Below are 25,804 nucleotides of genomic sequence, written 5' to 3'. Positions count from 1 at the left end.
AGGCTACAATTCCTCTCTGACTTGCTTCACCGCTTCTGTCATATTGGTCAAGCTTGCAGTCGTTTCAGGGATGCCGCGTGTTTTCAAACCGCAATCCGGGTTGATCCAAACCTTTTCTAAAGGAACCTTTGCCAAAATTTTACTGATCGTCTGCTTGATTTCAGCTACTGAAGGCACCCGCGGCGAGTGAATGTCGTAAACACCAGGACCGACAGCGGTTCGGAAATTCTGCTGCTTCAGTTCATCTAAGATCGCTAGATTCGAACGAGATGCTTCAAAAGAGATCACATCCGCATCCATTTGATCAATCGCCGGAATAATATCCGTGAACTCGCTATAGCACATATGAGTATGGATTTGGGTCGTCGCCTGCACTTTGCTGTGGACTAAGCGGAATGCGGGAATGGACCAATCCAAATATTCCGTGTACCAATCAGTTTTTCTTAATGGCAGTTTTTCTCGTAAAGCCGCTTCATCGATTTGAATCACCCGAATCCCGTTCTTCTCCAAATCCAGCACTTCTTCTTGGATTGCTAAAGCGATTTGCAAAGTAGAATCCTTCAAGCTGATATCTTCTCGCGGAAATGACCAATTCAAAATAGTCACTGGTCCCGTAAGCATTCCTTTCACGATTTTGTCCGTTTGCTTTTGAGCATAGGTCGACCATTTTACGGTGATTGGTTTTTCGCGAGCCACATCGCCCCAAATAATCGGCGGCTTCACTCCTCTGGTCCCATACGATTGCACCCAGCCATTCTTGCTAAACAGGTAGCCGGATAAATTTTGCCCGAAGTATTCCACCATGTCATTGCGTTCGAACTCACCATGGACCAATACGTCTAAGCCGATTTTCTCCTGCCATTCCAGCCATTCATTGATCTGCTGGGCAATAAACTGATCGTAGACCTCTTCGGTGATTTCTTGTCGTTTGTACTTTGCCCGCGTCAGCTTGACCTCTCTAGTTTGCGGAAATGAGCCGATTGTCGTCGTTGGCAATACGGGATAATCAAATGCGGCTTTTTGGATAGTTTCTCTTTGCTCAAAAGCAGGCTTACGAAGATAATCCTTTTCCGTTAGAGCCTTGATCTTTGCTTGAACTGCTTGATTTTCAGTGAAGCGGCTTCCGGCAAATAATGCTTGATTCGTCTTTAAGGCTTCATCAGAGCCAGCTAAACTATTCGCCAGATTCACAAGCTCTGCTAATTTTTCCTTCGCAAAGGCAAAATGCTGGTTGATCTCTGCTGAAAAAGTTTCATTCTCCGTCGTAAAGGGCACATGCAAAAGCGAGCATGAAGTAGTTAATACCAGCTGGTCATGGTTAATTTGTTTAAGAACGTCAAGAGTCTGCTGGTAATTATTGCGCCAGATATTTTTTCCATTCACCACTCCGGCAAACAGCACTTTGTCTTGAGGAAAGCCTCGTTTAACTAATTCCAGCGTTTTTCGACCTTCAACAAAGTCTAAACCGATACCAGCAAACGGTAATGACACAACTGTGTCATAGGCATCGCGAATATCGCCAAAATAGCTTTGCAGCAGGACTTTTATCTTTTGATCTGCTAACAATTCTTGATAAATCCCTTGAAATTCTGTCAGCTCTTCTTTCGTTACATCCTTCACTAAGCTAGGTTCGTCTAATTGAATCCACTCGGCTCCTAAGTCTGCCAACTTTTCAAAAATCTCTTTGTACGCCTTAATCAACTCGCCGATAATTTTTTCGCGGTCTACTCCTTGATCAAACTCGCTGAGCTGCAGCAAGGTGAATGGGCCAATAATTACTGGACGAGTATCTATTCCTAACGCCTTTGCCTCATGATATTCCCTAAAAATCTTATCGCCGCTGACAAAAATCGTTGTCTCTTTTTCAAATTTAGGTACAATGTAGTGATAATTCGTGTTGAACCACTTTTTCATCGGCCGGGCCTTGATGTCGCCTTTTTCTCCTTGATAGCCCCGCGCCAACGCAAAATACTTTTCACTTTCTGTTAAATTCAGCGCCGTCACTTCCTGCGGTACGATGTTCAATAGGCAGGCTGTATCTAATGTTGTGTCATAAAAAGAAAAATCATTGCTGGGAATTCCGTCTATCCCGCTCTTTTTAATCAGCTGCCAATGCTTCTGCCGCAAATCCTTCGCAAAAGCCTCCAGCTCGTCAATCGCCAGCTCCCCTCTAAAATATTTTTCAGTCGCAAATTTTAATTCTCTATTTTCGCCAATTCTAGGAAATCCAATAATTGCTGTCTTCATACATTTTCCTCCTCCAGTTGTGTTACGGAACACAATAGCACGCTTTTTTTCCCTTGAATAACTGAAAAAAGTAATAACTAGTTATAGCCAATAACTATAACCTCCGTTATACTCTTTAAAAAAAGAGGTGAAGCCATGCGCTTGCAGCAACTAGTTTATTTTGAAAAAATCATCGAAAAAGGCTCGATCAATGAAGCCGCCAAAGCCCTGTTCCTGACCCAGCCCAGCCTATCGAATGCCTTAAAAGAGCTCGAGGAGGAGATGAATGTGCAATTGCTTGTGCGAAATAAGCAGGGCATCATTCCCACCTCTGAAGGCCGCGAATTTCTGATTTATTGCCGCCAAATTTTAGATCAAGTCAATCTGCTGGAGGAAAAATTCAAAAACGAACCTCTGCGGAAACAAAATTTTTCAGTATCGGCCCAGCACTATGCCTTCGTAGTCCATGCTTTCGTCGAATTGTTGCGCACAGTTCATGCCGATGAGTACAATTTCACATTGCGGGAAACAGAAACGGAAAATATTTTTGATGACTTAGCCAGCTTTAAAAGCGAGCTGGGGATATTATATTTAAATTCTTTCAATCGTCAGGTGATGACCAAGCTGTTCAAGGAAAAAGGCTTGGTGTTCACTCCGCTGTTTGATGCCAAGCCCCATGTTTTCGTCAGCCGCAGTAATCCTTTAGTAGCGAAGAAATCATTAAAGCTGACCGATCTTGAGGATTATCCTTATTTATCCTACGAGCAAGGAGAAACAAATTCCTTTTATTTTTCCGAGGAAATTCTCAGCACTTGGGATCGCAAAAAGAACATCAAAGTCAGCGACCGCGCGACGATCTTCAATCTCATGGTCGGACTAAACGGCTATACCATCAGCTCCGGCATCATCAGCAGCGAATTGAACGACGATAAAATCGTCGCGATCCCGTTAGAATATGATGACGTGATCACTTTAGGCTGGATCAAACAGCAGCAGCTAGAGCTCAGCCCGTTGGCGCAAACCTATTTAGAACTGCTGAAGGATCATATTCGCGGATATGGCTTTGAGATTATTGAGTAATCCAAAAAATGCAGCTCACCTTCTCTTTTTGAGAATCGAGCTGCATTTTTTGGTTATTGCTGTTAGAAATGTAATTGAAAAACGGAAATTTCCGGCGGTACTCCCATTCGAGCATGGATCGCCGTCGTGCCTAAGCCTGTATTCACGTATAATTTCGTGTGATCGCTGAGTTCGTACATCCCGCGAATGTATTTTTCGGCCAGAACGTTTTTTACTTGATAAAATGGCAGACGCACCTGACCGCCATGGCTGTGACCGGCTAATACTAATTGCGTATTAGTTCCGATAAAGCCATCGGCTACATCCGGTTCGTGAGTAAGTAAAACGGAGTAATCATATCTTTGGCGATAACTCAAGGTTTCTTCGATGGAGGGCGCGCCTAACAAAGAATCATCCAGCCCGCCGATAAAAACTTTTTTCCCATTGGCTAACGAAATCGTTTCACCTGCGTTTTTCAACACTTCAAAATTTGCTACATTCATGACTCGTTCATAGATTCTCGCGGCTCCCCCACCATAATCATGATTGCCCCAAACGGCATATTTCCCAATCGTCGCCTTCATTTGACTAAGCTTATCTATAATTTCCTGTTCGTGATTGTATTGTGCGTAATTATCAAACAAATCTCCGGTAAACACGATCACATCCGGCTTTTCTTTATTGGCTTTGCGAATCACCTTATCTAAGCGTTTTGTGGCATAGCTTTCGGAGACTTGAATATCAGAAAGCTGAAGCACCTTTAATTCCTTCGGTAGGGAGGTGTCGCCAAGCTGAAAGCGATGAACCACCACCAAGTTTGGTTCGATTTTGAATGCATAGATAGGAATAAACAGCAGCACGCACAGCATTCCTAATAAAATTTTTTTTAACATAATCTCTTCCCTCTTATCTATTTTAATGTGAGCCAATTTTTTATTTGATGGAGCGTTATTACCGCCAGTATTCCACCTGAAATGAGCAATGCAGCTGTCAAGAATCCGATAATCACTTTTCTTTTCGTTTGATTTGTCATATATTCTCCTCCTTGCAAAAAAAGAATATAAAACAATTATGCAAAACCTGTGCAAAAAAAAATCGAACGAACACCCGACTATCACCTTCGATAATCTGTGCTCATTCGACTATAAATCTTCTTTTAGCCCTCGATTGGCAGAACAACGGTTGCGATAAAACAATGATCGTCCTGTTGCAGCATTAATTCTCCTCCCAGGAGCTTTAGGGTTTGTTCCACAATTGAAAGCCCCAGCCCGGTGCCTGATAAATGATTGTTGCGGGACTCCTCACCCACAACGAAGGGTTCCGCCAGCTGTGAAAATTGCTTAGGAGACATTTCAGCAGCTTTATTTACAAATATTAACTGATACTGTTCCCCCTGCTTTTTGCCAATGATCCGCATTTGCTTATCCAAGCTGTATTTCATTGCATTAGTCAACAAATTCGACAACACCATCCGCATCAATTGTTCATTGGTCTCAAGCTGGCAATCCACGACCTCAAGCTCGATGGTAAACTTTTGATCGATCAATTGTTGCTGCACCAGTTCTTTTTCGATTAAAGGCTTAATCGCTATTTTTTCAAATTGAATCGTTTCCTTCATCTGCTGACTATAGGCCAAAAGATTGACCACTAACTCGTTCATATTGACTAGCTGCTGATCGACATCTGCCAAAAATGTCGGATTTTCTAATCCCAGCTGTTCACCGTCAACTAATAGCTGCATCACGGATAAAGGTGTTTTTAATTCATGCGCCAAATTAGATGAGAAAGCCTTCAACTGATCGTTGCGTTCCAGCATTTCCATTTCATGCTGCGAAAGCGAGCGTTTCATCTGATTAATTGATTGACTCAAATTGCCCAGCTCATTCTCTTCCTGAACATCGGAAGCCGCAAAATTCAATTTAGAAATAGTTCGGGTCGTTTGTTCCAAACGGCGGATCGGTTCGATAATCTGCTTTCTTACCAAAAGGACGATCAGTCCAAACAGCAATCCCAAAAAGAGTATCGTGGCCGCAATTACTATCGGAAAGAGCGTTTGGATCGCGGCTTGAAAATCGGGAATACTGGTCCCAATTAAATAAAACGTCTGCCCTTGCGTAAAGAAAATCGTATAAAAGTCATTGCGCTGACGATTCTGGCTATACAGCCGTTGGACCGATCGTCCTTTTTTTACCGCCTCGGTAGTAGTTTGATCGATCCAAAAGCGATTAAGCGCGATCCCCTTTTGATTCAAGCGAAAAGTAATATCACTCGTCAGCTCTTCTTCCGAGACAGAAGTCTTGTTATCCACCGCTACCACGACAAGATCATCAGGTATCTGATCCTCATGTCCTGTTTGGATCAGCTTTTGAGCTTCTTTGACCGGCTGCTCCATTTTCCAATAATAATAAGTCGGAAAGCCCCAGCGATAAAAGAGCGTAATAAACAAAAAGAGCAGAATAAAAATAAGGGCGACGCGTTGAATAAATGCCCGTGTCAAATTACTTTTTGGAAATTTCAAGCCGATACCCTATGCCATAAACAGTTTGAATAAACTCTTTGCCTATTTTTTCTCGCAAAATACGAATAAAACTGTCGACGGTCCTTTCATCATTCTCGTGATCCAAGCCCCAAACAGCTAACAGAATCTGCTCGCGCGTCAAAGGCAATCCCTGATTCTGATATAGATAATACAGCATTTCATACTCTCGATTTGTTAAACTCAGCTGCACTCCATTTAACAGCACACGTTTTTCATTCGGGATAAAGACAAGCGGCTGATTCATATCCTGATGGATCACACCCAATAATTTTGCGACTCGCGTTAAAAGAACCTGCGCATGAAACGGCTTCGCCAAATAATCATCGACACCAGTCAGCAGCGCCTGCACCTCATCTTCCGGCAGATTCTTGGCCGTCAGCATTAAAATTTTGATATTGCGCTCACGCTTCATGCTCTTTGCCACATCCAAGCCGTTCATTTTTGGCATCATCCAATCCAAAATAACCAGATCAAAGCTCTCTTCGTAAAATTTTTCCAACGCCGCTTCGCCATCGCTGGCTTCCACCACTGTATAGCCGGCTTTTTCAAAAAACTTTCTCAGTAATTCGCGCATCTTATCTTCGTCTTCGCATAATAAAATCTTCAATGTCAATCAAACCCTCATTCCTGCTTGTGAGTAATCACTATCAGATGTAACGATAGCTCTATGGACTTCCCGTTTCAATCTTTTCGAAAGCAAGTCATCGTAATCTTATGAATTACCTAAAAAATAAAAAAAGTGATCCTGCTCAATTAAGAGCGGATCACTTTGATGACTAAAGTTCGATTTTTATGACTTCACAGGAAAGATCGGCTGAGTGCTGCTGAATCAAGTCTTGAATCAGTTCCTCAAGACTCACCTCCGAACGCCACGAGATGCCGCAGCCTGCTGATAATTTACGGGGGATCGGCATCAATCGTCCCTCGATCTTAGTTTGCTTGCACAAGCTTGAAAATTGCAGTGCATCATATTCCGTTTCGAAAGTCACGATTAGCCATTCCTTTGACACTACAAATCTCTCCTTACCTCACTATTTTGCGGAAGCTTCCATTTTCTTGCCTAAATTTGTAAAGGCAATAATAAAAAGTAAAACGATCGATAAAATGATCGCGATCCGTCCAAAATCAGTCGTTCCCTCCGCAGAAGAAGCCAGACCGAAATTATGGGCAAAGGCCGCACCGACAAGCATCCCGATCACCGTGACACCGGCATCCGAAGACCCTTGACCAGTTAAAATCAACTGTCTCAACGGACAACCGCTCAGCAGCACACCAGCAAAACCAACCACATACAAGCCTAAAATGTTCCATAGATGTTCTGTATGAGCGATCGGCTGATTCGCAAAGCTCAAATTAAAATTCCCCGTTGCCACATTATAAATCAAAACCACCACAAATAATGTCAGTACACCAGTGATTCTATTAAAGTTCTTCATCAAAAAGACATCGCGGATACTTCCAGAAAAACAAATCGCTGACAGCTGTGCCAAACCGCCAAAAACCAACCCGCCGATCAATGAAATCATGACAGGCGCATGAAAGCTTCCTGGACCTTCTTTACTCATCGCAAAGAGTGACGGAACAATTAAAAATAATACGAACAATGCTAAGAAGAAGCCTGGTACCATAAAGCCGCTAGATGTTTTTGTATCCTGTGGTTTGCCTAACGTATAGCCCTTTTTCAAAAACAGACTTCCGGTAAATACACCGCCAACAAAACCAATTAAGCCCACATAAGCATTCAAATCGCCGCCGCTCATTCGCAGAACCATGCGTAGCGGACAGCCGAGAAATACCAATGCACCAATCATCATCATAAAGCCTAGTAAAAACCGCGTTCCAGTAGAAGAACCGCTTCTGGCTTTGAACTCTTTTCGCGGAATCGCCATCAGCATCGCACCAAAGATGATCCCGATTATTTCAGGTCTTAAATATTGAACAGGCGGTGCTCCGTGAAGCTTCGCAGAGCCTGCGATATCTCGAATAAAACAAGCCACACAAATCGCCATATTTGCCGGATTACCAAAATAAGCAAGCATAATTGCAATGAGTCCAAATCCCAATCCTGTCGTCAAATACATTTTCTTATTTGCCATTGATTATTACCCCTTTTGACTAATTTTTTGTAAAGCCTTGATTGCTTCCCAAATTTCAAACTCAGTCGTAAAGGAGGAAAAACTAAACCGAACAACTCCTTGTTCTTTTGTTCCTAATGCCTCATGCATCAGCGGTGCACAATGACCGCCAGAGCGAGTGGCGATCCCATATTCATAAGATAATAAATCACTAATCTCCGCCGAGTCTCTTTGACCAAGATTCAGCGACACGATCGGACAACGCTCTTTTACGGAAAAGTCGCCGTAAACGATCACATCAGCAATCGTTAAAACCTCTTGATAAAAAAGTTGTGTTAGCTGCCGCGTTTTTTGATTCAACTTTTCAAGCGTTTCGTCAAGCAAATAATCAACACCGGCTCCTAAACCAGCAATCCCATGACCATTCAAAGTCCCGGCTTCTAAAGCTGTGGGCATCATGGCTGGATGCTCAGGATTAAAAGTGTCAATACCGCTGCCGCCGACTTTTAAAGGGCGCAACGAAATTCCCGGGCGTACATAAAGTCCGCCGGTTCCCTGTGGTCCATAAAGACTTTTATGTCCCGTAAAGCACAAAAGATCAATTTTTAACGCTTGAACATCGATTGGCAGAACCCCGGCCGATTGCGAAGCATCGACAACTAAATAGATACCGTGCTTTTGACAAATGTCACTAACTTTTTTCAAATCGACTACATTGCCGGTTACGTTAGACGCATGCGTCGCGATAATTGCTTTGGTATTCTCTTGTATCGCCGGTTCAATGGCTGCATAATTCAGCGTCCCCTTTTTGTCTGCTGGAATAATCGTTACCTCGAGCCCTTTTTCCTTTTGCAGCCGGTATAACGGACGCAAAACAGAGTTATGCTCCAATGCAGTTGTGATCACATGATCCGAACCAGTAAGTAGTCCTTCAATCGCCAAGTTCAAACTCTCAGTCGCACCTGATGTAAAAACAATTTGCCGCGCCTGCTCGCCATTAAACAGCTGGCATAAGGATTGGCGCGCTTGAAAAATCACCTCAGACGACTTCAACGAATCCTCATGAACCCCTCGGCCAGAATTTCCTAATTGAGTTAATGCCGTGGTCACTGCCTGAATCACAGCCTCCGGTTTTTTTAATGTTGTTGCGGAGTTGTCTAAATAAATCATTGTTCATTTCTCCTCTTGTTGTAAACAGTTCCCAATTAGCATGGGAACGACTAGTTTGAGCAGGAAACATAAAGTGCTTCTTAGAAACTTCTAAGTAGAGACTTTCTCACAGTCAAGTAAAAGCAGTTATAGACTTCTGCATCATTCCCACCCCCAAACATTTTTAAAACAAAAGAGAAATATCGTTCAACGAATCACAATATAAGTGTAGCGGATAGTCCCTGCTAAAGTAAAGGTGAAATACGTTATTTCTCTATATTGGTATAGGCGGTGAAAAATTACATTTTAACTATTTTTCTCTATTAACCAGAGAACAGCCTCTTCCTCTGCTGTTTTTCATTTTTCTAGTGAAGTTTCTATTGCTAATTGATAAACTTAATAAAAAAGCAGTGGAGGTATGATTTTGGAAAAGGGAAAAAAGATTTCGCCGATCGATTTTCTATGGTTGGCACTATATGCTTTTGCGGGGTTTAGTTTGGAATTGATTCTTGGTATGGTAACCAACGGCTTGAGTTTGACGATGAATGCGATTTTGACCGCTCTTTTATGGTCGGGCGTTTCGCTCTTTTTAGTTCATTATGCAAAGAAGCGGTTCGATTTTGATGTCTTTAGTGTGACCCAGCCCCTTGATAAGAATAGGCTGCTGCCGATCATCGGTCTGGTAGTTACAGTGATCATTGTCACTTCGATCGGTTTCGGCGGCTTCAAACCCCTGGTTGAATTTAATGGGGAGTTAGAGAAAAGCCTGAGTGCGCTTATTTTTCGGACGCTGTATTACTTAGCAGAATGCAGCTTGATTGTTTTGGTGATCGCCTTTGGACAGAAATTTTTCGAAGCGCAGTTTGACTTATCGGACCGTTTTCCTAGTGGTGGATTATTACTGGCTATCACATGGGGACTGATTCATTTTCTGTTGCAGGGATTCAGCGGTGGATTGTATACGATCTTTTTCGCCTTCGTAGCTGGGCTCATCTTTCTTCTTTGTCAAAAAGATCTGCGCTGGACGTATCTTTTTGTGGCGATTGCATTTATTCTTTAATATAAATAGAAGAAAAGTTTTTTAGCTTTAGCTATTTATTCATAGGTACGCTGGTCTTCTACCTACTTTTTTGTTCTAAGATCAGGACCTTTTATCTGGTGATTGCTAGTGTAGATTTATGATTGATGAATCGGTTAAAGCTGCAGGGGCATGAATGTCTCTGCTTTTTTGTGGTCTGTTGATTAAAATTTTCATGAGATTTTCGTTGGCATACGTTAATAATTGGGATATAATTCTACTATTAAGGACCTTTTATAAAGGCTTTAAAAAAAAGAAGAAGGAGTTGTTTCTCTTGAGAATATTTGAAGGATCAGGTGTTGCATTAGTTACCCCAATGAAAGCCGATGGTGCCGTTGATTATAAGAAGTTAGAGGAATTAGTCGAATGGCAAATCAGCGAGGGCACCGATGCGATCATCGCTTGCGGAACTACTGGTGAGGCCTCTACCCTAGCCAATGACGAACATATCGCTGTGATTGAAACGGTCGTCAAAAAGGTCAACGGACGCATCCCAGTTATCGCAGGAACTGGTGTAAATGACACTCAGCACGCCATCGAGTTGTCTACCGGTGCGGAAAAAGTCGGTGCCGATGCCTTATTGATCGTGACTCCTTACTATAATAAAGCATCAGACGAAGGGCTATTCTTACATTATCAAAAAATCGCACAGAGCGTGAAACTGCCGATTATCTTATACTCTGTCGCTTCACGTACAAATATGAATATCGCACCGCAAATGGTTAAACGCTTAGCGGAGATTCCGAATGTGGTAGCCATCAAAGAAGCCAGCGGAAATATTTCCCAGATTGCTGAGATTGCACGCATCATGCCTGATGATTTCACGATTTATTCCGGCAATGACGATCAAGTTCTGCCAATCATGGCGCTTGGCGGCAAAGGTTCGATCTCAACGATTGCCAACATCGCACCACGCCAAACACATGAACTGACCCAAGCCTTATTAGACGGTGATTTCCCGTTGGCTAAAACACTGCAATTGGCACAGCTGCCTTTGATCCATGCGATCTTCTGCGAAGTGAATCCAATTCCAGTTAAAACAGGCGTCGGTCTATTAGGCAAAATCGAACCGAACTTCCGCCTTCCGCTTTCAGCGGCTAAAGCAGAAACGGTTGAAGGCTTGAAAAAGGAAATGGCAGCATACGGTCTGGAGGTTGCTAACTAAATGATCGATATTATTTTAAGCGGCGCCAATGGTCGAATGGGCCAAGTCCTGCAGACAATGATTGCACAACAGCCTGAAATGCAAGTCGTTGCGGGAATCGATCGGGAAGAATTTGAAGCGGACTTCCCTGCTTACCAATCCATTGCCGATTGTCAGGTCGAGGCGGATGTAATTATTGATTTTTCTCATTATTCCGCAGTGCCGGCGGTATTGGATTATGCCGCGGCCAAAAAAATACCAGTGGTTGTAGCTACGACTGGTTTGACGGATGAAATCAAGGCGCAAATCGCAAAAACTGCGGAACAAACAGCCGTTTTCTTCTCAGCGAATATGTCCTTAGGAATCAATTTATTAGCCAAAGCGATTCGTGAGATCACCCCTGTTTTAGAGGATGAATTCAATATCGAAATCGTAGAAAAACACCACAATCAGAAAAAGGATTCCCCAAGCGGTACGGCGCTTTTACTGGCCGATGCAGTCAACGACGCAGTGGAAGAAAAGAAAACCTACATCTATGGCCGTCATGGCAATGATTTAGAAAATCCTTTATCGGAGTTGGGCATCCACGCTGTTCGCGGCGGAACGATTCCGGGAGAACATACAGTGATCTATGCAGGTCCTGACGAGTTGATTGAGTTGAATCATTTAGCTTTATCGCGTAATATTTTTGCTAGCGGCGCAGTGAAAGCCGCAAAATACGTCAGTGATAAGACCACCGGTTTGTATGACATGGAGAAATTAATCGACGAGAGTTGATTTTTTCTTGAGCTAAAAAGAATTACATTGACACAAGAAATGAGGAATTTGATGACTTTAACCGATCCCTATGAAATTGCAAAATATATCAAAAACGCCGAAAAAATGACGCCTGTTAAAGCCTATGTTCAAGGAGACTTAACCGGTATCACAAAAGAAAAGGTTCAATTTTTCGGACAAGAAAAGACCTGGATCTTGATTGGTGAAAGTCAGGCCGTACAAGAAGTTTTGAATGAGCAGCAAGCAAAAATCATTGAAGTGCATGTTGAAAATGACCGCAGAAATTCAGCGATCCCGATGTTGGATATCTCAAGCGTCAATGCCCGGATCGAACCAGGTGCATTGATCCGTGATCGTGTAGAAATTGGTGATAAAGCGGTCATCATGATGGGAGCTGTCATTAATATTGGCGCTTCAATCGGTGAAAGCACCATGATCGATATGGGTGCCATCTTAGGCGCACGTGCAACTGTTGGAAAACATGCTCATATTGGTGCGGGAGCTGTGTTGGCTGGTGTACTCGAGCCGCCTAGTGCCTCACCAGTTGTGGTGGAAGATAATGTCTTAGTTGGTGCCAATGCCGTTATTTTAGAAGGTATCCATATCGGAAAAGATGCCGTCGTTGCAGCTGGCGCTGTCGTTACTAAAGACGTCCCTGCTGGAGCAGTAGTCGCTGGTACTCCTGCGAAGATCATCAAAATGAAAGACGAGATCGATCCAGGAAAAACCGAATTTTTAGATGATTTGAGATAAAATAAACAGTAACGAAATGAACTTTCAATTTCGTTACTGTTTTTATTTAGCCCTAAATTCTGGAAAAATGCTTAAACGATAAGACTCCTATTGGGATAAAATAGAGACTCCAGACTAGCAGGACGGCTATTCCGATCCAATCACCGCCTGCCATATCCGGTTTGAATAAACCAAACATCGGCATAAAAAAGCAGCTGACAAAGAAAATCCCATGGACAAGCAACATTGCTTTTAGCCATTTATCCACTTTACTTTGAACATTCAGCGTCAATCCTGCAAAAAAAGTAGCCAGTGACATCAAGCCGTAACCCAGCATATCATAATTGAAAAAGAGACCAAATTGTTGAAAATCAAGTAGTGTTAAAGCCTCATGCGATAATCTCCCTGCATGAACAGTAGTAATTTGCGCGTAGTAAACCAGCAAAATCAATGTAGCGTACACAATCGCAAAACCTACTGAAACATACCCCGCCAATTTCACATCACTCGTTGCAAAAAAACAAAACGAACTAATCATCGGCACAAAACTAAAAGCGATAAAAATGGCGCTAAAATAACTAAAAAAATCCGAACCAGCGAGCATTGCTAGTGCAAAACTAAAAACAGCAAATACATTTACCAAGGATGAAAGCTTCGCAATTTTTCTATTCACTCACTCACGCCCTTTCGGTATTTGCTAGCATTGTGCTAACTAGCTTTTTTATATATGCTTCACGATCGCTGACTTTTTCAAAATCATAACCAAGTAAATCCTTCACCGCTTCGCAGCCTAAAAAAGCGACCTGCATTGCAGCCGTAAGTACAAAAGAAAGGAATGCTTTATCCCTTTCATCAGAAGTGCTCGTCAAGGCATTCCTAAAACCGTATTGAGTGAATGCGGAATTGCTCTTTGGCGTATAATTTTGCAGATCTGATAATATTGATATTTTGGCAATCGCCGAATGCTCAAACAAAAAATTGAATACATGTGTTGCCCAAGCCGTTAAACGTTCCTTGTCAGTTAAATAAACTTTTGTCGTATCGAAATTAGAAATGACCTCACCAATAATCCGCTGAACACAAATCGCAATCAGCTTCTCTTTACTACCAAAATGATAATTAATCAAACCTAAGCCGATATTTGCTCGTGTTGCAATTACTCGAGCAGTAATTCGATCAACTTTTCCATCGTTTTCCTCGATTAACTCTGTGGTAACCTGAATAATGGTTTCTTTAAGACTATTTTTCTCAGCCATCCTGCCACCTCCCTGAACAATGTTCAATCACATTATACTGAACGTTGTTCAATATGTCGATATCTTTTTGAAACAATAAAAACTCTAAGGAAGAAAATCCTCAGTACGCTCAATTCTATTTGATTAAAAGTCTTCTTTCATTCGAAATGAGAATCGAGATTTTTTTGATAAAACTGGATTCATTCTTATTAAAACATTCAAAAATGAGATTTGTCTGAATCAAATAACAGCTTTTTTCTTATTCCTACTGCACTTTTCACGAAGTATGCTATAATACTAACGATTAATACAACTCTTAAAAGAAAGTGACTGAAAAATACTCGTGAATTTAAAAAGTATTAAAAAATCAATCAAGCTTCGTAACAAACAAATCAGCAAAACATTTGCCCAAGTGGAAGAAACACTGGCAAATCACATCCACAGTGATGTAAAAATCTATTTTGACAAGGCTAAACCGCATCAGCTCCACCTAGAGGAAAAAACTCCTGACGGTAAAACACGTCATATCCAAAGTGCCGAGCAAGACCGCTCATTCAAAGAATTGGTCGATGCACATATTCAAAAACCGCAAACCAACACGCTGAATCAATTGACTAACAGCATCTACAACTTATGGTCAGAAAGCTTCAAATCTGCAACACCTGCTGCTAATGAAGACACTGACAAAGCAGCTGAACTGGCTCAAGATATCTTGGCTGATGTAGTCAAAGAACCGGCGAGCGCTGGTGTAACTGCTGAACAGGCGGAAGCATTGAATCAATCGTTGAAGTCTAAATCAAACTATTCTGCCGAATGGTCAGATGCAGACCAAGCAATCGAAGTTTTCTACAACCCGCCTAAAAAAGACCGTCAATTACTAGCAACGGTCGCAGCCGATCAAACGATCACTTACACGGATGCTCTATCGACAAAACGTGTAATGAAAAAAGAATTACCAGACATGATCGCAGCTGTCTTAGCATAGTGAAAATCCCGCCATCTGATTTGATGGCGGGATTTTTTTGCTATTTATTTCAAGACGCCGTGGAAAAAGATCGCTATTGCTTGTTCTAAATTATCTTTTCGGACTTCTTTTGGTGCATCCAAATAAGCCGAGATTAAAATAAATAATTGACGAACCGCAAATTCAGTATCGAGGGAAGCTCTGATCTTCGTTTCGTTTTCAAAAACATCTAAAAACGGTTTCTTGTAAGAATCACTCCAGAGAGTAAAAAGCTTGTTTGCTGTTTCCGGATTCAGCGTATGCTGAATATCATGCATCATCATGAACAGACTGAAAGGATGTCTTTGCTGGAGATAGAAAGCCATCGCCATGATTTTCTCTTCGAAGTTGGTGTTCTTGGCGGATAACTCGCGCAAATTCTCCCCGACCTCAGCTGCTAAACGCTGCATCACTTGATAATAAATATTTTCCTTGTTTTTAAAATGATAATAGATGTTTGGTTGCGTAATTCCCAGAATCTTCGCGATTTGCCGAGTAGATGTGTCATTGTACCCTTGTTTCATAAATAATTCTTCGGCAACATCCAAAATCTCTTCATACATCGAATCGCCCCATTTTTCCTTTGGTACAACCATTATACGCTATCTGCTTGTTGCTCGTCTGGGGAAACTGCTTTTTCCTCCAATTTGCCATCCTTCATTTCTAAAATTCGATCACAGAATTTCACTAAGCGCGTGTCATGAGTCACCATGATCGTCGCCTTATTTTTTTCTTTGGTTTCCTTGGCTAGAATCTTAACGACCTCATATGCTTTTTCCGAATCCAAACTAGCGGTTGGTTCATCTGCTAATATAATCGTTGGATCATGATATAACGCACGGGCGATCGCGACACGCTGTCGTTCCCCACCGGAAAGCTCTTCGGGATATTTATTTTCTAAGCTGGCGATTCCTAGTTGTTCGAATAATTTTTCTGCGACGGCTGAATTATCATTTTTACTGACCTTATCGACTAATTTCAGCTGCTTTTTAACTGTTAAAAACGGGACTAAGTTAGATGCCTGCAAGATAAAGCCGATTTCTTTAAAGCGTAATTTGGCCCGTTCCTTTTCTTTTTTTTCACTAAAATCTTCATCATTGATCAACACCTCGCCGGCAGACGGTGATTGCAACCCTCCTGCGATCGTTAAAAACGTACTTTTCCCGGACCCGGAAGGACCGATAATGGCGACAAACTCTCCTTTTTCTACTGAAAAGTTTGTTTCCTTTAATGCTTCGATCGTCGAGTCGCCATCTTTGAAGTTTTTTTCTACTTGTTTAAATTCAATTGCACTCATGCTTTTTCCTCCTATTAACTAGAATGACACATCCTGCTTTATGAAACGGCAAAAGGTTGAACAGACGACCTAGCCGATTGCTTTCAATGGATCGATCTTAACAATAGTTCGTACTGAGAAGAACGCTCCGATCAATGCGACTAAGATCATCAAGAGACTAATGCTGCCAAAAAACAGCATGTTAACCTGAAATGGCACTGCATCCGGCAATACCAAGGCTGTTCCTAACGTGGCGCCTAACCCAATCACAACCCCGACTGTTGCCAGTAAAAAGGTTTGGGCGATCACCGAATTGGAAATATAGCGGCTGGAAATCCCCTGTGCCTTCATCACACCAAAAATTTCCGCTTTCTGCATCGTTAATACGTAGATAAAAATACCGATCACGATGGCCGCGATCACGATCAAGAAACCGATCATAAATCCAAAGGTCAACACCTGTGCGTTATAGCCCGGTAAATCATTGATAAAGCTTTTGATGCTGATTTTGTCTAAGTCATCGGGAACTGATCGCACTTTTCCGCGAGTGATGATCGCATTGATCCGGGTATTTCCACTCGTTCCTTGTGTTTCAAACCGGATTTCCTGATACGCTCCGATCGTTGTGTAAAGCACCGGGGCTACATTAAATTTCGCATTATCTGTAAAGCCAACGATTTTCAACGTTTTATCATTGCCGGCCATTTTAACCGTTTCGCCGATTTTCAAATTATATTGATCCTTCAGCGAAATATCAGCGACGGCTTCATCATCCGAAGAAAACATTTTTCCGCTGGTCAGCTTAGGCGCTAAAAACTGATCCTTGTCAATCCCGAAAAAACTGACATCAATTTTTTCTCCGCTATCCCCTTTTATGACGCCGGCTGTTTGGGCAAGATATGCTTTTTTATCTGCTTTCACCTCATCAAAGGTTTTCAACGGGATCATCGACATATTTAAATTATTATTCGCCTCTTCCGTCAAAAGAATATTATCCGCATTCCATTTATCCACCGCTGTCCGATTGTCCTGCGCCAGCCCATAGGCTAACCCCGTCAAAAAGAACACCAAATAGGCAATCAGAAACATTACGCCCATCACTAACGTGTAGCGCAGCTTGGAATGTTTGATTTCATTTATTGCTAAAAACATAATTATGACCTCCACTTATCACTTGATAAAATTACGGTAACACGATTAATTTTTTTAGGAAAATAATTTGCTTGGCGCGAATTGGAAAAAATTCTCTTTTGAAATCCTCTAGTCATTTTGCAAATGGGCCGGATTATTCTGGAAATTAAGAGAAACTGGACATACTTTGTCAAGATTTGTATTGTACACTGAAATTAAAGGAGGTTAGACGATGAATATTAAACAGGAGATTGAAAAAACGATCGAGGCAGACGCCCAAATTCGTTTGAACGATATTACTATCGATCCGCTATCAATCAAAGCGATCATGATCAACGAGGTGGTCCCCGCTTATCCTGAAAATGATTTCTATGGATCAGAAGACGCCGCTTATCTGGAAACGACGATCCCTTTATTTCAAAAGGCCGGCATTGAGGCCACAAACATTCAGGAAATTTTGGAGCATGGAATCTATATCACCAACGCGATCAAAACACCTAAGACCGAAACGACGATCGATAATGCCGCTATCGAAAGAAGTCTCCCCTATTTGGAAACAGAGTTGGCCCTTTTTCCAAATGTCAAAGTCATTATGCTGATGGGGGATGTCGCAAAGAAATGCTTTAACCGAATAACTAAAAAAGCTACCAAGAAAAATGCCGTCCCGGCAATCTCTACCTACAAGCTGCGCCACAGTGAGCTTTTTTATCAAACTATCCGAATCATGCCTTCATACATCATGACCGGTAAAAATATTTTGATTGAAAAATCAAAAGTCCAAATGGCAGCAGAAGATCTAGCGATTATGTTTGAGATAATTTCGGATTAAAATATTCACAAAAAAACGACTATCCCCCAATAATGGGATAGTCGTTTTTCTACTAAAAGAATCAAGTTCACACCAACATCTTAATTTCTCCCTGACACCAGTTCATGTTTCCGATTGTTAAGCCAGCAGTTCTTTGAAGCCTGCTTCCAAGCTGACTAACGGTCTGCCGAGTGCTTTTTCGAAGTCGTCAGACACCACGTCCAATTGATCATTTTTTATGTCGTATTGGAAGGACAAGAACATTTCTGCCACGGGTTGAGGCATGCCGCTGCCAACTAAATTATCAATAAAGCCTTGATCGTCTGATCTCACCACTTCAAAATCTTTTCCTGTCGCTTTTTTCAAAGCTTCTGCCAATGCATCATAGCTTACCGGTTTGCCAGAGAGTTCCAGAATCGCTGGATATTCCGTTCCAGCTAACGCCTTTGCGGCTACTTCCGCATATTCTCTTTTCAGTGCCCAGCCAGTTTTTCCGTTTTCAGCCGCATAAACAAATTTTCCATTGTTCAAGGCCGCGCCAGCAATCGGCATTTCATTTTCTAAATACCAGTTATTCCGTAAAAAAGTATCGGCGATGCCTGATTTTTCGATCAATCGTTCAGTAAAGATATGGTCCGCTGCTAAAGGACTGGTTGCTTTATCCGCACCAGCAAAACTTGTATAAGCGATGTAAGCAACACCAGCTTCTTTTGCGGCTTCCACTACATTGGCATGTTCTTCTTGACGATTCCCCGGAGCGCCAGAAACAAATAGTAAACGATCGATTCCTTCCAGCGCCTGTTTCATTGAATCCTTATCTGCATAATCACCAATGCGGATGTTCAAGCCCGCTTCTTTTAAAGCTGCGCCCTTTTCTTCGCTTCGTACTAAGGCATAAATGTCAGCAGTCGGCACACTTTCCTTCAAAAAATCTAACGCATAACTACCAAATCCACCAGTTGCTCCTGTTACTAAATACTTCATGTTATCCACTCCTTATTTTTAGCTGTATATTTATAATTTACACCTATAATCATAAGTAGTATGATAAGATATGTCAAGAGAGAAATTTTGAAAGGACCGAAAAAAATGAAATATTCGATACAATTCAGTGATGCTATCCATATTATTGCTTATATCGAAATCTATAAAGGAACCGATGTCCTATCTAGTGAAATGATCGCTAGAAGTGTCGAAACGAATCCGGCAAATGTCCGAAAAATCATGAGTCAATTAAAAAAATCTGGTCTGATCATTACCCAAGTTGGAAAACCGAATCCGACTCTGGCAAAGCGCCCCGAAGAGATCACGCTGCTAGATATTTATAAAAGCATCGAAGGAAATACCAACCTGATCCAAGTCGATCCGAAAACCAATCCTGATTGTATCGTCGGTGCAAATATTCAGGATGTATTGAATGAAAAATACGATGAGCTGCAGAAAAAAGTAGAAGAAGAAATGAACGAGATCACCCTCGATAGCTTGGTCCATAAAATCGCAAAGCTGGAAATAGAAAAAAGACCTGAAAATGAATCTGTTTTAAAAAAATTTCTATGAAACGGCAAAAAAATGTGCGCTTTCCGCAAAACGGAAGCGCACATTTTTATTTCCAAATTATTCATCCTCATCATCAAGGCCTTGAGCAGCCAAGTAGGAATTTACATAGATTATTTGTTCTTGGCCTTCTTGAATGGCCTTTTCCAGAAAAGCAGGCTCGACATACTCATCGCCTAAGCCAAGCAATACAGTGATGATCAACGGCAAGTTCATTCCTGTAATAACATGGACATGCGGATTAGAAAGATACGGGACAAATGCTTGATTGACCGAGCCGCCTAAAAGGTCGGTAAAAATGATTGCCTCGTCCTCTTCCGTCAAGTCATCCAGTTGTACAGCAATTTCTTCTTCAACAGGGATATTTTGCGTATAGGCCGCAATCGTAACAATCTCGGCTGAATTCGGCATAATAAATTTTACCGTTTCTTCCAACCCTTTTGCAAAATTCAAGTGGCTCGCAAAGATAATTTTTCTCATCGTTCCTTCTACCTCTCATGATTTTTCTTCATGCAGTTTACTCCTTCAGCTCAGCCGAAGCATTTATATTTTTCACTGATTGGCGCGTAATTAATTCACCATTGACGCTCGTATACTGACCAGTAAAGCTTTCAGAAATATTTGCGATCAATTTGTTAATCGCAATCACCCCTTTTTCTGTATGGTCGATTCGAATAGTTGTTAGCGGCGGTTCCACTAAGGATGCAAAGGCGATATCATCAATACCAACGACTGATAATTCAATCTGCTGCTCCTTTAAAAAATTAATCAGTTCAATCGCCAAGAAATCTTCAGAAACAACTACCGCTGTCAAATTTTTTAGAACCTCAAGATAGGCTTCAAAACCGATCTCTTTTGAGCGCTCGATCTTATGCAATTCGGAGATGCCGTTTTCCGTTAAGGCTTTTTTATAACCTGCGTACCGCTGTTCGTTGACGCTTGGTTCATTTTCCAAAAAGCCTCTTGAAACAAAGCCAATTTTTTTATGCCCATTTTCAATCAAATGGTTTGTCGCGATCGCTTCTAGTTCTGCGTCCTCGGTGTTAACAAACATCGTATTGGGATTAGACAAAGCCGTTCTAAGATCAGGGGCATCCAAGACCGTGTCGATATAAACCACAGGAACTTCTAGCAATGAATCAATCTCTTTGAATAAATTAGAGGGAACTCCCACGATCACGAAGCCGGCAAACTGCCAGTTCGTTTGGATCTTGATCAGGTCCTCGACATTTTGGACATTATGAAACAGCACGAAATAGTCTTGTTTTTTTGCTTCATATTCGACCCCTGACAAGATTTCGGAGACGAAGGGATTGACGATATCTTTGCTGTGGCGCTTTGAATAGTAAATCAAACCAATTAATTTACTAGGTGCCTTGACCAAAGAACGTGCATTCAAATTGGGGGTATAATTGTATTTTTTTATGATTGAGTTGATCAACGCGAGTTTTTCTTTACTAACTCGATGGGAGCGATTATTAATGACATTCGATACAGTTGTCACGGACACTCCAGCCTCTTCGGCAATTTTCTTTATAGTTACCTTCATCAATAACCAACCTTCCTCATTAGGGTTCTGTTACTCAATTAAATAGCACATTTCCATCAGCATAGTCCGAATCGCCGGATTCTCAAGTGTTTCGATGTAGCTTGAGAATTTTCGTGAATCTGAAAAAGCGGTCGGTAGAAAACGGAATATTTCTTTTTTCTTCTCATAATCCAATTTTGTAAATTGAAGCTTTTTCATAATTAGTGCTTCCACTTGGGCATTTTGATTTTCTTCAGTATTATGAATAACGATTTCAATCGTTCGATCTTCCGGAATCAGACCCTCTGGATCATTTACAGTATAAGTCAACTCTTTCATTTTATCATCATAATGGAAAACAGTCTCAGCAATTTTTGATTCAACGTGTTCAAACATTGAATACTCATTATTCATTCCCGGAAAGACTTGGACACTGATTTTCTTCGGCAGAATTTCGGGATCACCCATGTAATCTTTGCTTAATGGAACAATTCCGCCGGCTTTAACAAAGACTGGAATAGAATCAAAATCGCGACAGACCTTGATTTTTGTTCCGCCGGGATATCTTAAACCAGTGAAGAAATCGTACCAAACACCTTCCGGCAGCCATACTTCCTCCATACTCATCTGGGTATCAGCAGTAGTTGGTGTCGTAATCGGTGCTACAAACATTTCGCTCCCAAATAGGTATTGATTTGGGAAATTGTAAGCCTCGCGCTCTTCAGGATATTGATAATACATTGGTTCGATCAACGCTCTTCCTGAGATGCTTGTATGATAGTTCGCTGTATCAAGATACGGGATCAGCTCTCCCCGAAGTCGCAAGAAATTACTCATCGCATGTTCAACTTGAAGCGGGAAATTCCATGGCTCTTTCCCAACAAAAGGATTATCGTAGCTGTGGAGACGATTGATCGGACTGAATACGCCAAATTGCAGCCAACGCAAGGATAATTCCGCATCATAGGCTCCGCGATAATGCCCGCCAATATCATGACTCCACCAAGTGTAGCCGATATTTGTCGCTGTCGCTGTAAAATAAGGCTGAAATGCTAACGATGCCCAAGTGATTTGACTATCACCAGAAAAACCTAGCGGATAGCGATGCGATCCTGGTCCGGCATAACGTGAAAGCAACAGTCCATCACCACCATGTCGTTTGCTATTATCGAGAAAATGATAATGGTTCAATGCCCATAGTGGCTCTACTTTGGTTTTATCGCGACTAGCCCCCTGCTGCCAATCCACCCACCAAAAATCCACGCCTTGTTCTTCAATCGGATGATGGACATCGGTGAAATAGCTTTCTCTAAATAAGGGATTATTAAAATCAAAGTTCGCTGGCTCTTCAGCAGCTTGATCAAGACCCATCCGTTTTGCGACCGCCGGATAGCTGTCTTCAAATGCGCGAATCCCCGCCGCGGGATGAACATTCAGGGTTACATGCTTGCCTCTTTGATGCAGTTCGGTCAATAGGGCCTTGGGATCAGGGAATAATTCTTTGTTCCAAGAATAACCTGTCCAAGCTGAACCAAAACGTTTCGGAATCTCAGTTTTATGCCAATCCATATCGATTACAGAAACACTGATAGGGATTCCTTCTTCCTCAAAGCGATCCATTAATTCCAAATAGGAAGCTTGAGTATACTTATAATAGCGACTCCACCAATTCCCTAAAGCATAGCGCGGGATCAATGGGGTTTTTCCAGATAAACGATAGTAATCCTGAAGCGCCTTACGATAATCCCGACCGTAAGCAAAATAATAGCCGTCAACTTCTTGAGGATTTCGCGGTGCGAACTCATCTTCTAAGAGCACGAAGGAGTTGGTATCGTCAATGTAGCTAAAACCATCTTTGCTTTGAATCCCTGGATCTAACGGAATCGCTCCGTCCACATTATCCAAGGTTTCAACTGTTCCTAGTAGATTTTTTTTATCCTTTTCGCCAAAATACCATCTGGAAAAATACGTTCCATAGTTATACTTGGCATCAATGTAGAGATTTGAGCCATTGAATTCTCCTCCATCATAATATAAATGGAAGGAATCCGTTTCAATTTCCACTAAGTGTCCGCCGCTATTCTCTTTCACCGTATAGTCTACTTTGCCAAAATCTCTTTCTTGAACGAATTGAGTCGGCCGATCTTCAAAAACACCCGTTTTCGAATATTCCAAGCGACATAATTTGCTGGTAATTACCGTGAAGCGATAGTCCGCTCCTTGGATAATATTCATTTGTTATCCTCCTAGAGTCCTTCATCAAATATGAGATGCACGATCCCATTTTTGATGATTCGTTATAATTTTTTGATTTTTATTAAGCTGGTGTCAAAATTCCTAAAAAAGCGCCTACCATTGAAAGTACGATCAGCAGCACGATGATTCTCGTCGTTGTCCATCGCTTACTTCCAATCAATTTGTAAACTATTACCGTCAGTAAAACCGGTAATAGTGCCGGCATGATTTTATCCAAAACATCGGCTTGAAGCGGCAGCTTGACTGCTCCAGTCTTAAACGTTAGTCCTGTTTGTACTTTTACTGCTGTAGATATCAATGCACCCACGACTGTTAAGCCCATGACTGAGGCTGCTTCGGTAAAGATCGCCAGTTTTTCACCTAACGTTGTAACCAGCTTCACCCCTGATGAATAGCCCAGATCCCAAAGCTTTAATTTTACAAAGGCAAAAATGATATTGAACACAAGCCAGATAATCGCACCGACTGGATTCCCCTCCAAAGCCATATAACCAGAAATCGAACCCAAAATAGTCGGGATTAGAATCCAAATCAACGTATCCCCGATTCCAGCAAACGGTCCCATTAAAGAAGTTTTCAGTGACTGAACGGACTCGATCGATTTCCCACCATCACGTTCTTCAATCGCCAGACTGGCACCAAGAATGATATTTGCCATGGCTGTCGTGGTATTAAAATATTTAAAATGGTTGTTTAACGATTCGATATAATCTTTATCATCGGGATAAATCTTTCTCAACGCCTTGTTCAAAGAAAATACAACTGCTGGTCCTTGTTGTGTTTCGTAATTAAAATTGTTTACTCCCATAAACATGTACCGCAAGGCTGCTCTATGACGCTCTTTCTTTGTAAGAATCGGTTGGCTCACTGATTGATTTTCCGGATTATTCATCATAATCATCACCCTCCACTTGAGTATTGACTGTTCCATTGGTCGCTGCTGCCGATTTGTTCATTTCAATATTGAAAATCAAGTAAGCGGCACCAAAACCTAATAGGCCAATTGCTAAGACTGGCAAATTTAGATACGCTGAAAAGACAAAGCCAGCAACTAAAAAGGTCAAATATTTTTTGGTTGGCATATAATGAAGCAGCAGTGCCACCCCGACGACCGGCAGCATCCCGCCGGCAATATTCAAGCCATTGGTCATCCACTTTGGAATCACCTTTAAAATAAGTTCAACTGCTCCAGTTCCGAAGAACACCATGATCGTCGTTGGAATAATTTGTTTCAGTGCAAAAAATAATGGTCCCACACATAACCAGAAATTCATTTTTTTGAATTGTCCGGCGTTAGCGGCCTCTTTGGCCTTCATAGCAAAACCTGTATTGATCATTTTTACTAACACGTCTAGCTGAATCGCTAACATCCCAACTGGCAAGCCAACTGCTAAAGCGGCACCAGTTCCTATCCCTGTTCGGACTGCGACAAATGTTCCAATAATCGTTGCCAGTCCATAATCTGGAACGGACGAGCCGCCCAAACCAGCGACCCCTAAATTCATTAATTGAAATGTGCCGGCAATAATCATCGCCGTTTGCATATCTCCCATAATCAAACCAGCAAATAATCCAATAATTGCAGGAAAACCTGTTATCACGGCGATTCCTTGTACATCCAATGTCATTACTACGGCCAAAAGTATAATTAAAATATTTTGTAGAAATTCCGGCATTGAGCGAAGCGTTTTCATTCTATTTATAAACTAAAGAACTGCTATAAGGCACATCTTGATCATCCGGTACATATTTTACAAATACAGGAACCCCTAATCGTTTGATCGTTTCCAGCTCGTCTTTTTCTTTTTCAGTTAATGAAATGAATTTTGAAATTTTTTCTTTTCCTTCTGCATCAAACATGATTCCTAAATCAACTCTTGGAATCTCGATTCCTTCTTCTAAAAAACGAATAATTGTTTCAGGCTGACGAACAATCAGAAAAACTTTCTGCGAATCATAGTTTCCATTTTTAAAATTCTGAATTGCCTTTTCCGTATTAATAATGCTCATACCCGTTCCCGTTGGTTTTGATAAGCGCATCGCGGCTTTTTGAACTTCATCCTGACTAACCAGATCATCCACTACCATGTATCGTTTCGGTTGAAGATGGGCGAACCACTGATTCACAACAATCCCATGAATCATTCTTTGATCAATCCTAGCTACAGCAATCGGCATAACAATCTCTCCTTTAATTTTTTAGTTTAACGTTAAACTATTTATGAGGTTATTAT

Annotated in this window: 28 protein-coding genes; 8 read left to right on the top strand and 20 right to left on the bottom strand. The window is 41.6% G+C overall.

What is annotated here, in order from left to right; all coding sequences use genetic code 11:
• Window positions 1-3: 3 nt before the first annotated feature.
• Window positions 4-2,247 (bottom strand): 5-methyltetrahydropteroyltriglutamate--homocysteine S-methyltransferase, encoded by a 2,244-nt coding sequence (gene metE / locus A5875_RS18520; RefSeq protein WP_088935056.1) that lies wholly within the window; start codon window positions 2,245-2,247, stop codon window positions 4-6.
• 135 nt (window positions 2,248-2,382) lie between these two features.
• Between metE and A5875_RS18515 the strand changes: the two genes are divergently transcribed.
• Window positions 2,383-3,306: a LysR family transcriptional regulator gene (locus A5875_RS18515; RefSeq protein WP_088935055.1), complete on the top strand. Its 924-nt coding sequence runs from the start codon at window positions 2,383-2,385 to the stop codon at window positions 3,304-3,306.
• Window positions 3,307-3,368: 62 nt separating this feature from the next.
• Here A5875_RS18515 and A5875_RS18510 read toward each other — a convergent pair whose 3' ends face one another.
• The 7 genes from A5875_RS18510 to A5875_RS18485 all read right to left on the bottom strand — a co-directional run bounded on the left by A5875_RS18510 (window position 3,369) and on the right by A5875_RS18485 (window position 9,069).
• Window positions 3,369-4,178 (bottom strand): metallophosphoesterase, encoded by an 810-nt coding sequence (locus A5875_RS18510; RefSeq protein ID WP_088935054.1) that lies wholly within the window; start codon window positions 4,176-4,178, stop codon window positions 3,369-3,371.
• A gap of 17 nt (window positions 4,179-4,195) precedes the next feature.
• Window positions 4,196-4,318: a hypothetical protein gene (locus tag A5875_RS24200; protein WP_254911911.1), complete on the bottom strand. Its 123-nt coding sequence runs from the start codon at window positions 4,316-4,318 to the stop codon at window positions 4,196-4,198.
• A 123-nt stretch (window positions 4,319-4,441) separates the two neighbouring features.
• Window positions 4,442-5,803: a HAMP domain-containing sensor histidine kinase gene (locus A5875_RS18505; RefSeq protein ID WP_088935053.1), complete on the bottom strand. Its 1,362-nt coding sequence runs from the start codon at window positions 5,801-5,803 to the stop codon at window positions 4,442-4,444.
• The gene (locus A5875_RS18500; RefSeq protein ID WP_242551130.1) at window positions 5,784-6,437 is read right to left on the bottom strand and encodes a response regulator transcription factor; all 654 of its coding nucleotides are present in this window, start codon (window positions 6,435-6,437) and stop codon (window positions 5,784-5,786) included. The genes A5875_RS18505 and A5875_RS18500 overlap by 20 nt, the downstream gene beginning before the upstream one ends.
• A gap of 163 nt (window positions 6,438-6,600) precedes the next feature.
• The gene (locus tag A5875_RS18495) at window positions 6,601-6,834 is read right to left on the bottom strand and encodes a DUF3343 domain-containing protein (RefSeq protein WP_088935052.1); all 234 of its coding nucleotides are present in this window, start codon (window positions 6,832-6,834) and stop codon (window positions 6,601-6,603) included.
• A 21-nt stretch (window positions 6,835-6,855) separates the two neighbouring features.
• Window positions 6,856-7,920, bottom strand: a complete 1,065-nt coding sequence (yedE, locus tag A5875_RS18490) for a YedE family putative selenium transporter (protein WP_088935051.1) — start codon at window positions 7,918-7,920, stop codon at window positions 6,856-6,858.
• A gap of 6 nt (window positions 7,921-7,926) precedes the next feature.
• Window positions 7,927-9,069 (bottom strand): aminotransferase class V-fold PLP-dependent enzyme, encoded by a 1,143-nt coding sequence (locus A5875_RS18485; RefSeq protein WP_088935050.1) that lies wholly within the window; start codon window positions 9,067-9,069, stop codon window positions 7,927-7,929.
• A 403-nt stretch (window positions 9,070-9,472) separates the two neighbouring features.
• Between A5875_RS18485 and A5875_RS18480 the strand changes: the two genes are divergently transcribed.
• The 4 genes from A5875_RS18480 (at window position 9,473) to dapD (ending at window position 12,800) form a co-directional block, all read left to right on the top strand.
• Entirely contained in the window at window positions 9,473-10,108 is a 636-nt protein-coding gene (locus A5875_RS18480; RefSeq protein WP_088935049.1) for a hypothetical protein, read from the top strand.
• A gap of 292 nt (window positions 10,109-10,400) precedes the next feature.
• Entirely contained in the window at window positions 10,401-11,291 is an 891-nt protein-coding gene (gene dapA, locus A5875_RS18475) for a 4-hydroxy-tetrahydrodipicolinate synthase (RefSeq protein ID WP_088935048.1), read from the top strand.
• Window positions 11,292-12,047, top strand: a complete 756-nt coding sequence (gene dapB, locus A5875_RS18470; protein ID WP_088935047.1) for a 4-hydroxy-tetrahydrodipicolinate reductase — start codon at window positions 11,292-11,294, stop codon at window positions 12,045-12,047. It begins immediately after the preceding gene.
• A 51-nt stretch (window positions 12,048-12,098) separates the two neighbouring features.
• A complete protein-coding gene (dapD, locus tag A5875_RS18465; RefSeq protein ID WP_088935046.1) occupies window positions 12,099-12,800 on the top strand; it encodes a 2,3,4,5-tetrahydropyridine-2,6-dicarboxylate N-acetyltransferase in 702 nt (233 codons plus the stop codon).
• A 52-nt stretch (window positions 12,801-12,852) separates the two neighbouring features.
• Here dapD and A5875_RS18460 read toward each other — a convergent pair whose 3' ends face one another.
• Together A5875_RS18460 and A5875_RS18455 are read right to left on the bottom strand one after the other, a co-directional pair.
• Entirely contained in the window at window positions 12,853-13,452 is a 600-nt protein-coding gene (locus A5875_RS18460; RefSeq protein ID WP_088935045.1) for a hypothetical protein, read from the bottom strand.
• Window positions 13,453-13,456: 4 nt separating this feature from the next.
• Window positions 13,457-14,035, bottom strand: a complete 579-nt coding sequence (locus tag A5875_RS18455) for a TetR/AcrR family transcriptional regulator (protein ID WP_088935044.1) — start codon at window positions 14,033-14,035, stop codon at window positions 13,457-13,459.
• 322 nt (window positions 14,036-14,357) lie between these two features.
• Between A5875_RS18455 and A5875_RS18450 the strand changes: the two genes are divergently transcribed.
• Window positions 14,358-14,999, top strand: coding sequence for a hypothetical protein (locus A5875_RS18450; protein WP_088935043.1), 642 nt, complete (start codon window positions 14,358-14,360; stop codon window positions 14,997-14,999).
• A 44-nt stretch (window positions 15,000-15,043) separates the two neighbouring features.
• Here the strand turns inward: A5875_RS18450 and A5875_RS18445 are convergent, their stop codons facing one another.
• From A5875_RS18445 to A5875_RS18435, 3 genes are all read right to left on the bottom strand, one after another.
• Window positions 15,044-15,580 carry a TetR/AcrR family transcriptional regulator gene (locus tag A5875_RS18445; protein WP_088935851.1) on the bottom strand — a complete coding sequence of 179 codons (537 nt, stop codon included), beginning with the start codon at window positions 15,578-15,580 and terminating at the stop codon, window positions 15,044-15,046.
• Between the two features lie 32 nt (window positions 15,581-15,612).
• Window positions 15,613-16,314 carry an ABC transporter ATP-binding protein gene (locus A5875_RS18440; protein ID WP_088935042.1) on the bottom strand — a complete coding sequence of 234 codons (702 nt, stop codon included), beginning with the start codon at window positions 16,312-16,314 and terminating at the stop codon, window positions 15,613-15,615.
• A gap of 69 nt (window positions 16,315-16,383) precedes the next feature.
• Window positions 16,384-17,445 (bottom strand): ABC transporter permease, encoded by a 1,062-nt coding sequence (locus A5875_RS18435; protein ID WP_088935041.1) that lies wholly within the window; start codon window positions 17,443-17,445, stop codon window positions 16,384-16,386.
• 211 nt (window positions 17,446-17,656) lie between these two features.
• Here A5875_RS18435 and A5875_RS18430 point away from each other — a divergent pair, with 211 nt between their 5' ends.
• Window positions 17,657-18,253, top strand: a complete 597-nt coding sequence (locus tag A5875_RS18430) for a uracil-DNA glycosylase family protein (protein ID WP_088935040.1) — start codon at window positions 17,657-17,659, stop codon at window positions 18,251-18,253.
• Between the two features lie 117 nt (window positions 18,254-18,370).
• On the opposite strand, the gene A5875_RS18425 is transcribed toward A5875_RS18430, so the two are convergent.
• Window positions 18,371-19,216 (bottom strand): SDR family oxidoreductase, encoded by an 846-nt coding sequence (locus A5875_RS18425; RefSeq protein WP_088935039.1) that lies wholly within the window; start codon window positions 19,214-19,216, stop codon window positions 18,371-18,373.
• A gap of 105 nt (window positions 19,217-19,321) precedes the next feature.
• On the opposite strand from A5875_RS18425, the gene A5875_RS18420 reads away from it, so the two are divergent.
• Window positions 19,322-19,789 (top strand): Rrf2 family transcriptional regulator, encoded by a 468-nt coding sequence (locus A5875_RS18420; protein WP_088935850.1) that lies wholly within the window; start codon window positions 19,322-19,324, stop codon window positions 19,787-19,789.
• Window positions 19,790-19,846: 57 nt separating this feature from the next.
• Here the strand turns inward: A5875_RS18420 and A5875_RS18415 are convergent, their stop codons facing one another.
• The 6 genes from A5875_RS18415 to A5875_RS18390 form a co-directional block, all read right to left on the bottom strand.
• Window positions 19,847-20,266: a PTS sugar transporter subunit IIA gene (locus A5875_RS18415; RefSeq protein WP_088935038.1), complete on the bottom strand. Its 420-nt coding sequence runs from the start codon at window positions 20,264-20,266 to the stop codon at window positions 19,847-19,849.
• A 37-nt stretch (window positions 20,267-20,303) separates the two neighbouring features.
• On the bottom strand, window positions 20,304-21,335 hold the full coding sequence (locus tag A5875_RS18410; protein ID WP_088935037.1) for a LacI family DNA-binding transcriptional regulator: 1,032 nt from the start codon (window positions 21,333-21,335) through the stop codon (window positions 20,304-20,306).
• Between the two features lie 30 nt (window positions 21,336-21,365).
• A complete protein-coding gene (locus tag A5875_RS18405; RefSeq protein WP_088935036.1) occupies window positions 21,366-23,549 on the bottom strand; it encodes a glycoside hydrolase family 31 protein in 2,184 nt (727 codons plus the stop codon).
• Window positions 23,550-23,631: 82 nt separating this feature from the next.
• A complete protein-coding gene (locus A5875_RS18400; protein WP_088935035.1) occupies window positions 23,632-24,465 on the bottom strand; it encodes a PTS system mannose/fructose/sorbose family transporter subunit IID in 834 nt (277 codons plus the stop codon).
• A complete protein-coding gene (locus tag A5875_RS18395) occupies window positions 24,455-25,246 on the bottom strand; it encodes a PTS mannose/fructose/sorbose/N-acetylgalactosamine transporter subunit IIC (RefSeq protein WP_088935849.1) in 792 nt (263 codons plus the stop codon). The genes A5875_RS18400 and A5875_RS18395 overlap by 11 nt, the downstream gene beginning before the upstream one ends.
• 19 nt (window positions 25,247-25,265) lie before the next feature.
• Complete coding sequence (locus A5875_RS18390; RefSeq protein ID WP_088935034.1) at window positions 25,266-25,748, bottom strand: PTS sugar transporter subunit IIB; 483 nt, start codon at window positions 25,746-25,748, stop codon at window positions 25,266-25,268.
• Window positions 25,749-25,804 lie beyond the last annotated feature (56 nt).

Source organism: Enterococcus sp. 3H8_DIV0648, assembly GCF_002140655.1.
GTDB classification, from domain to species: Bacteria; Bacillota; Bacilli; order Lactobacillales; family Enterococcaceae; genus Enterococcus_A; species Enterococcus_A hulanensis.
Note: the sequence above shows the minus strand (reverse complement) of the source record. Positions and strands in the feature narration are given on the sequence as shown.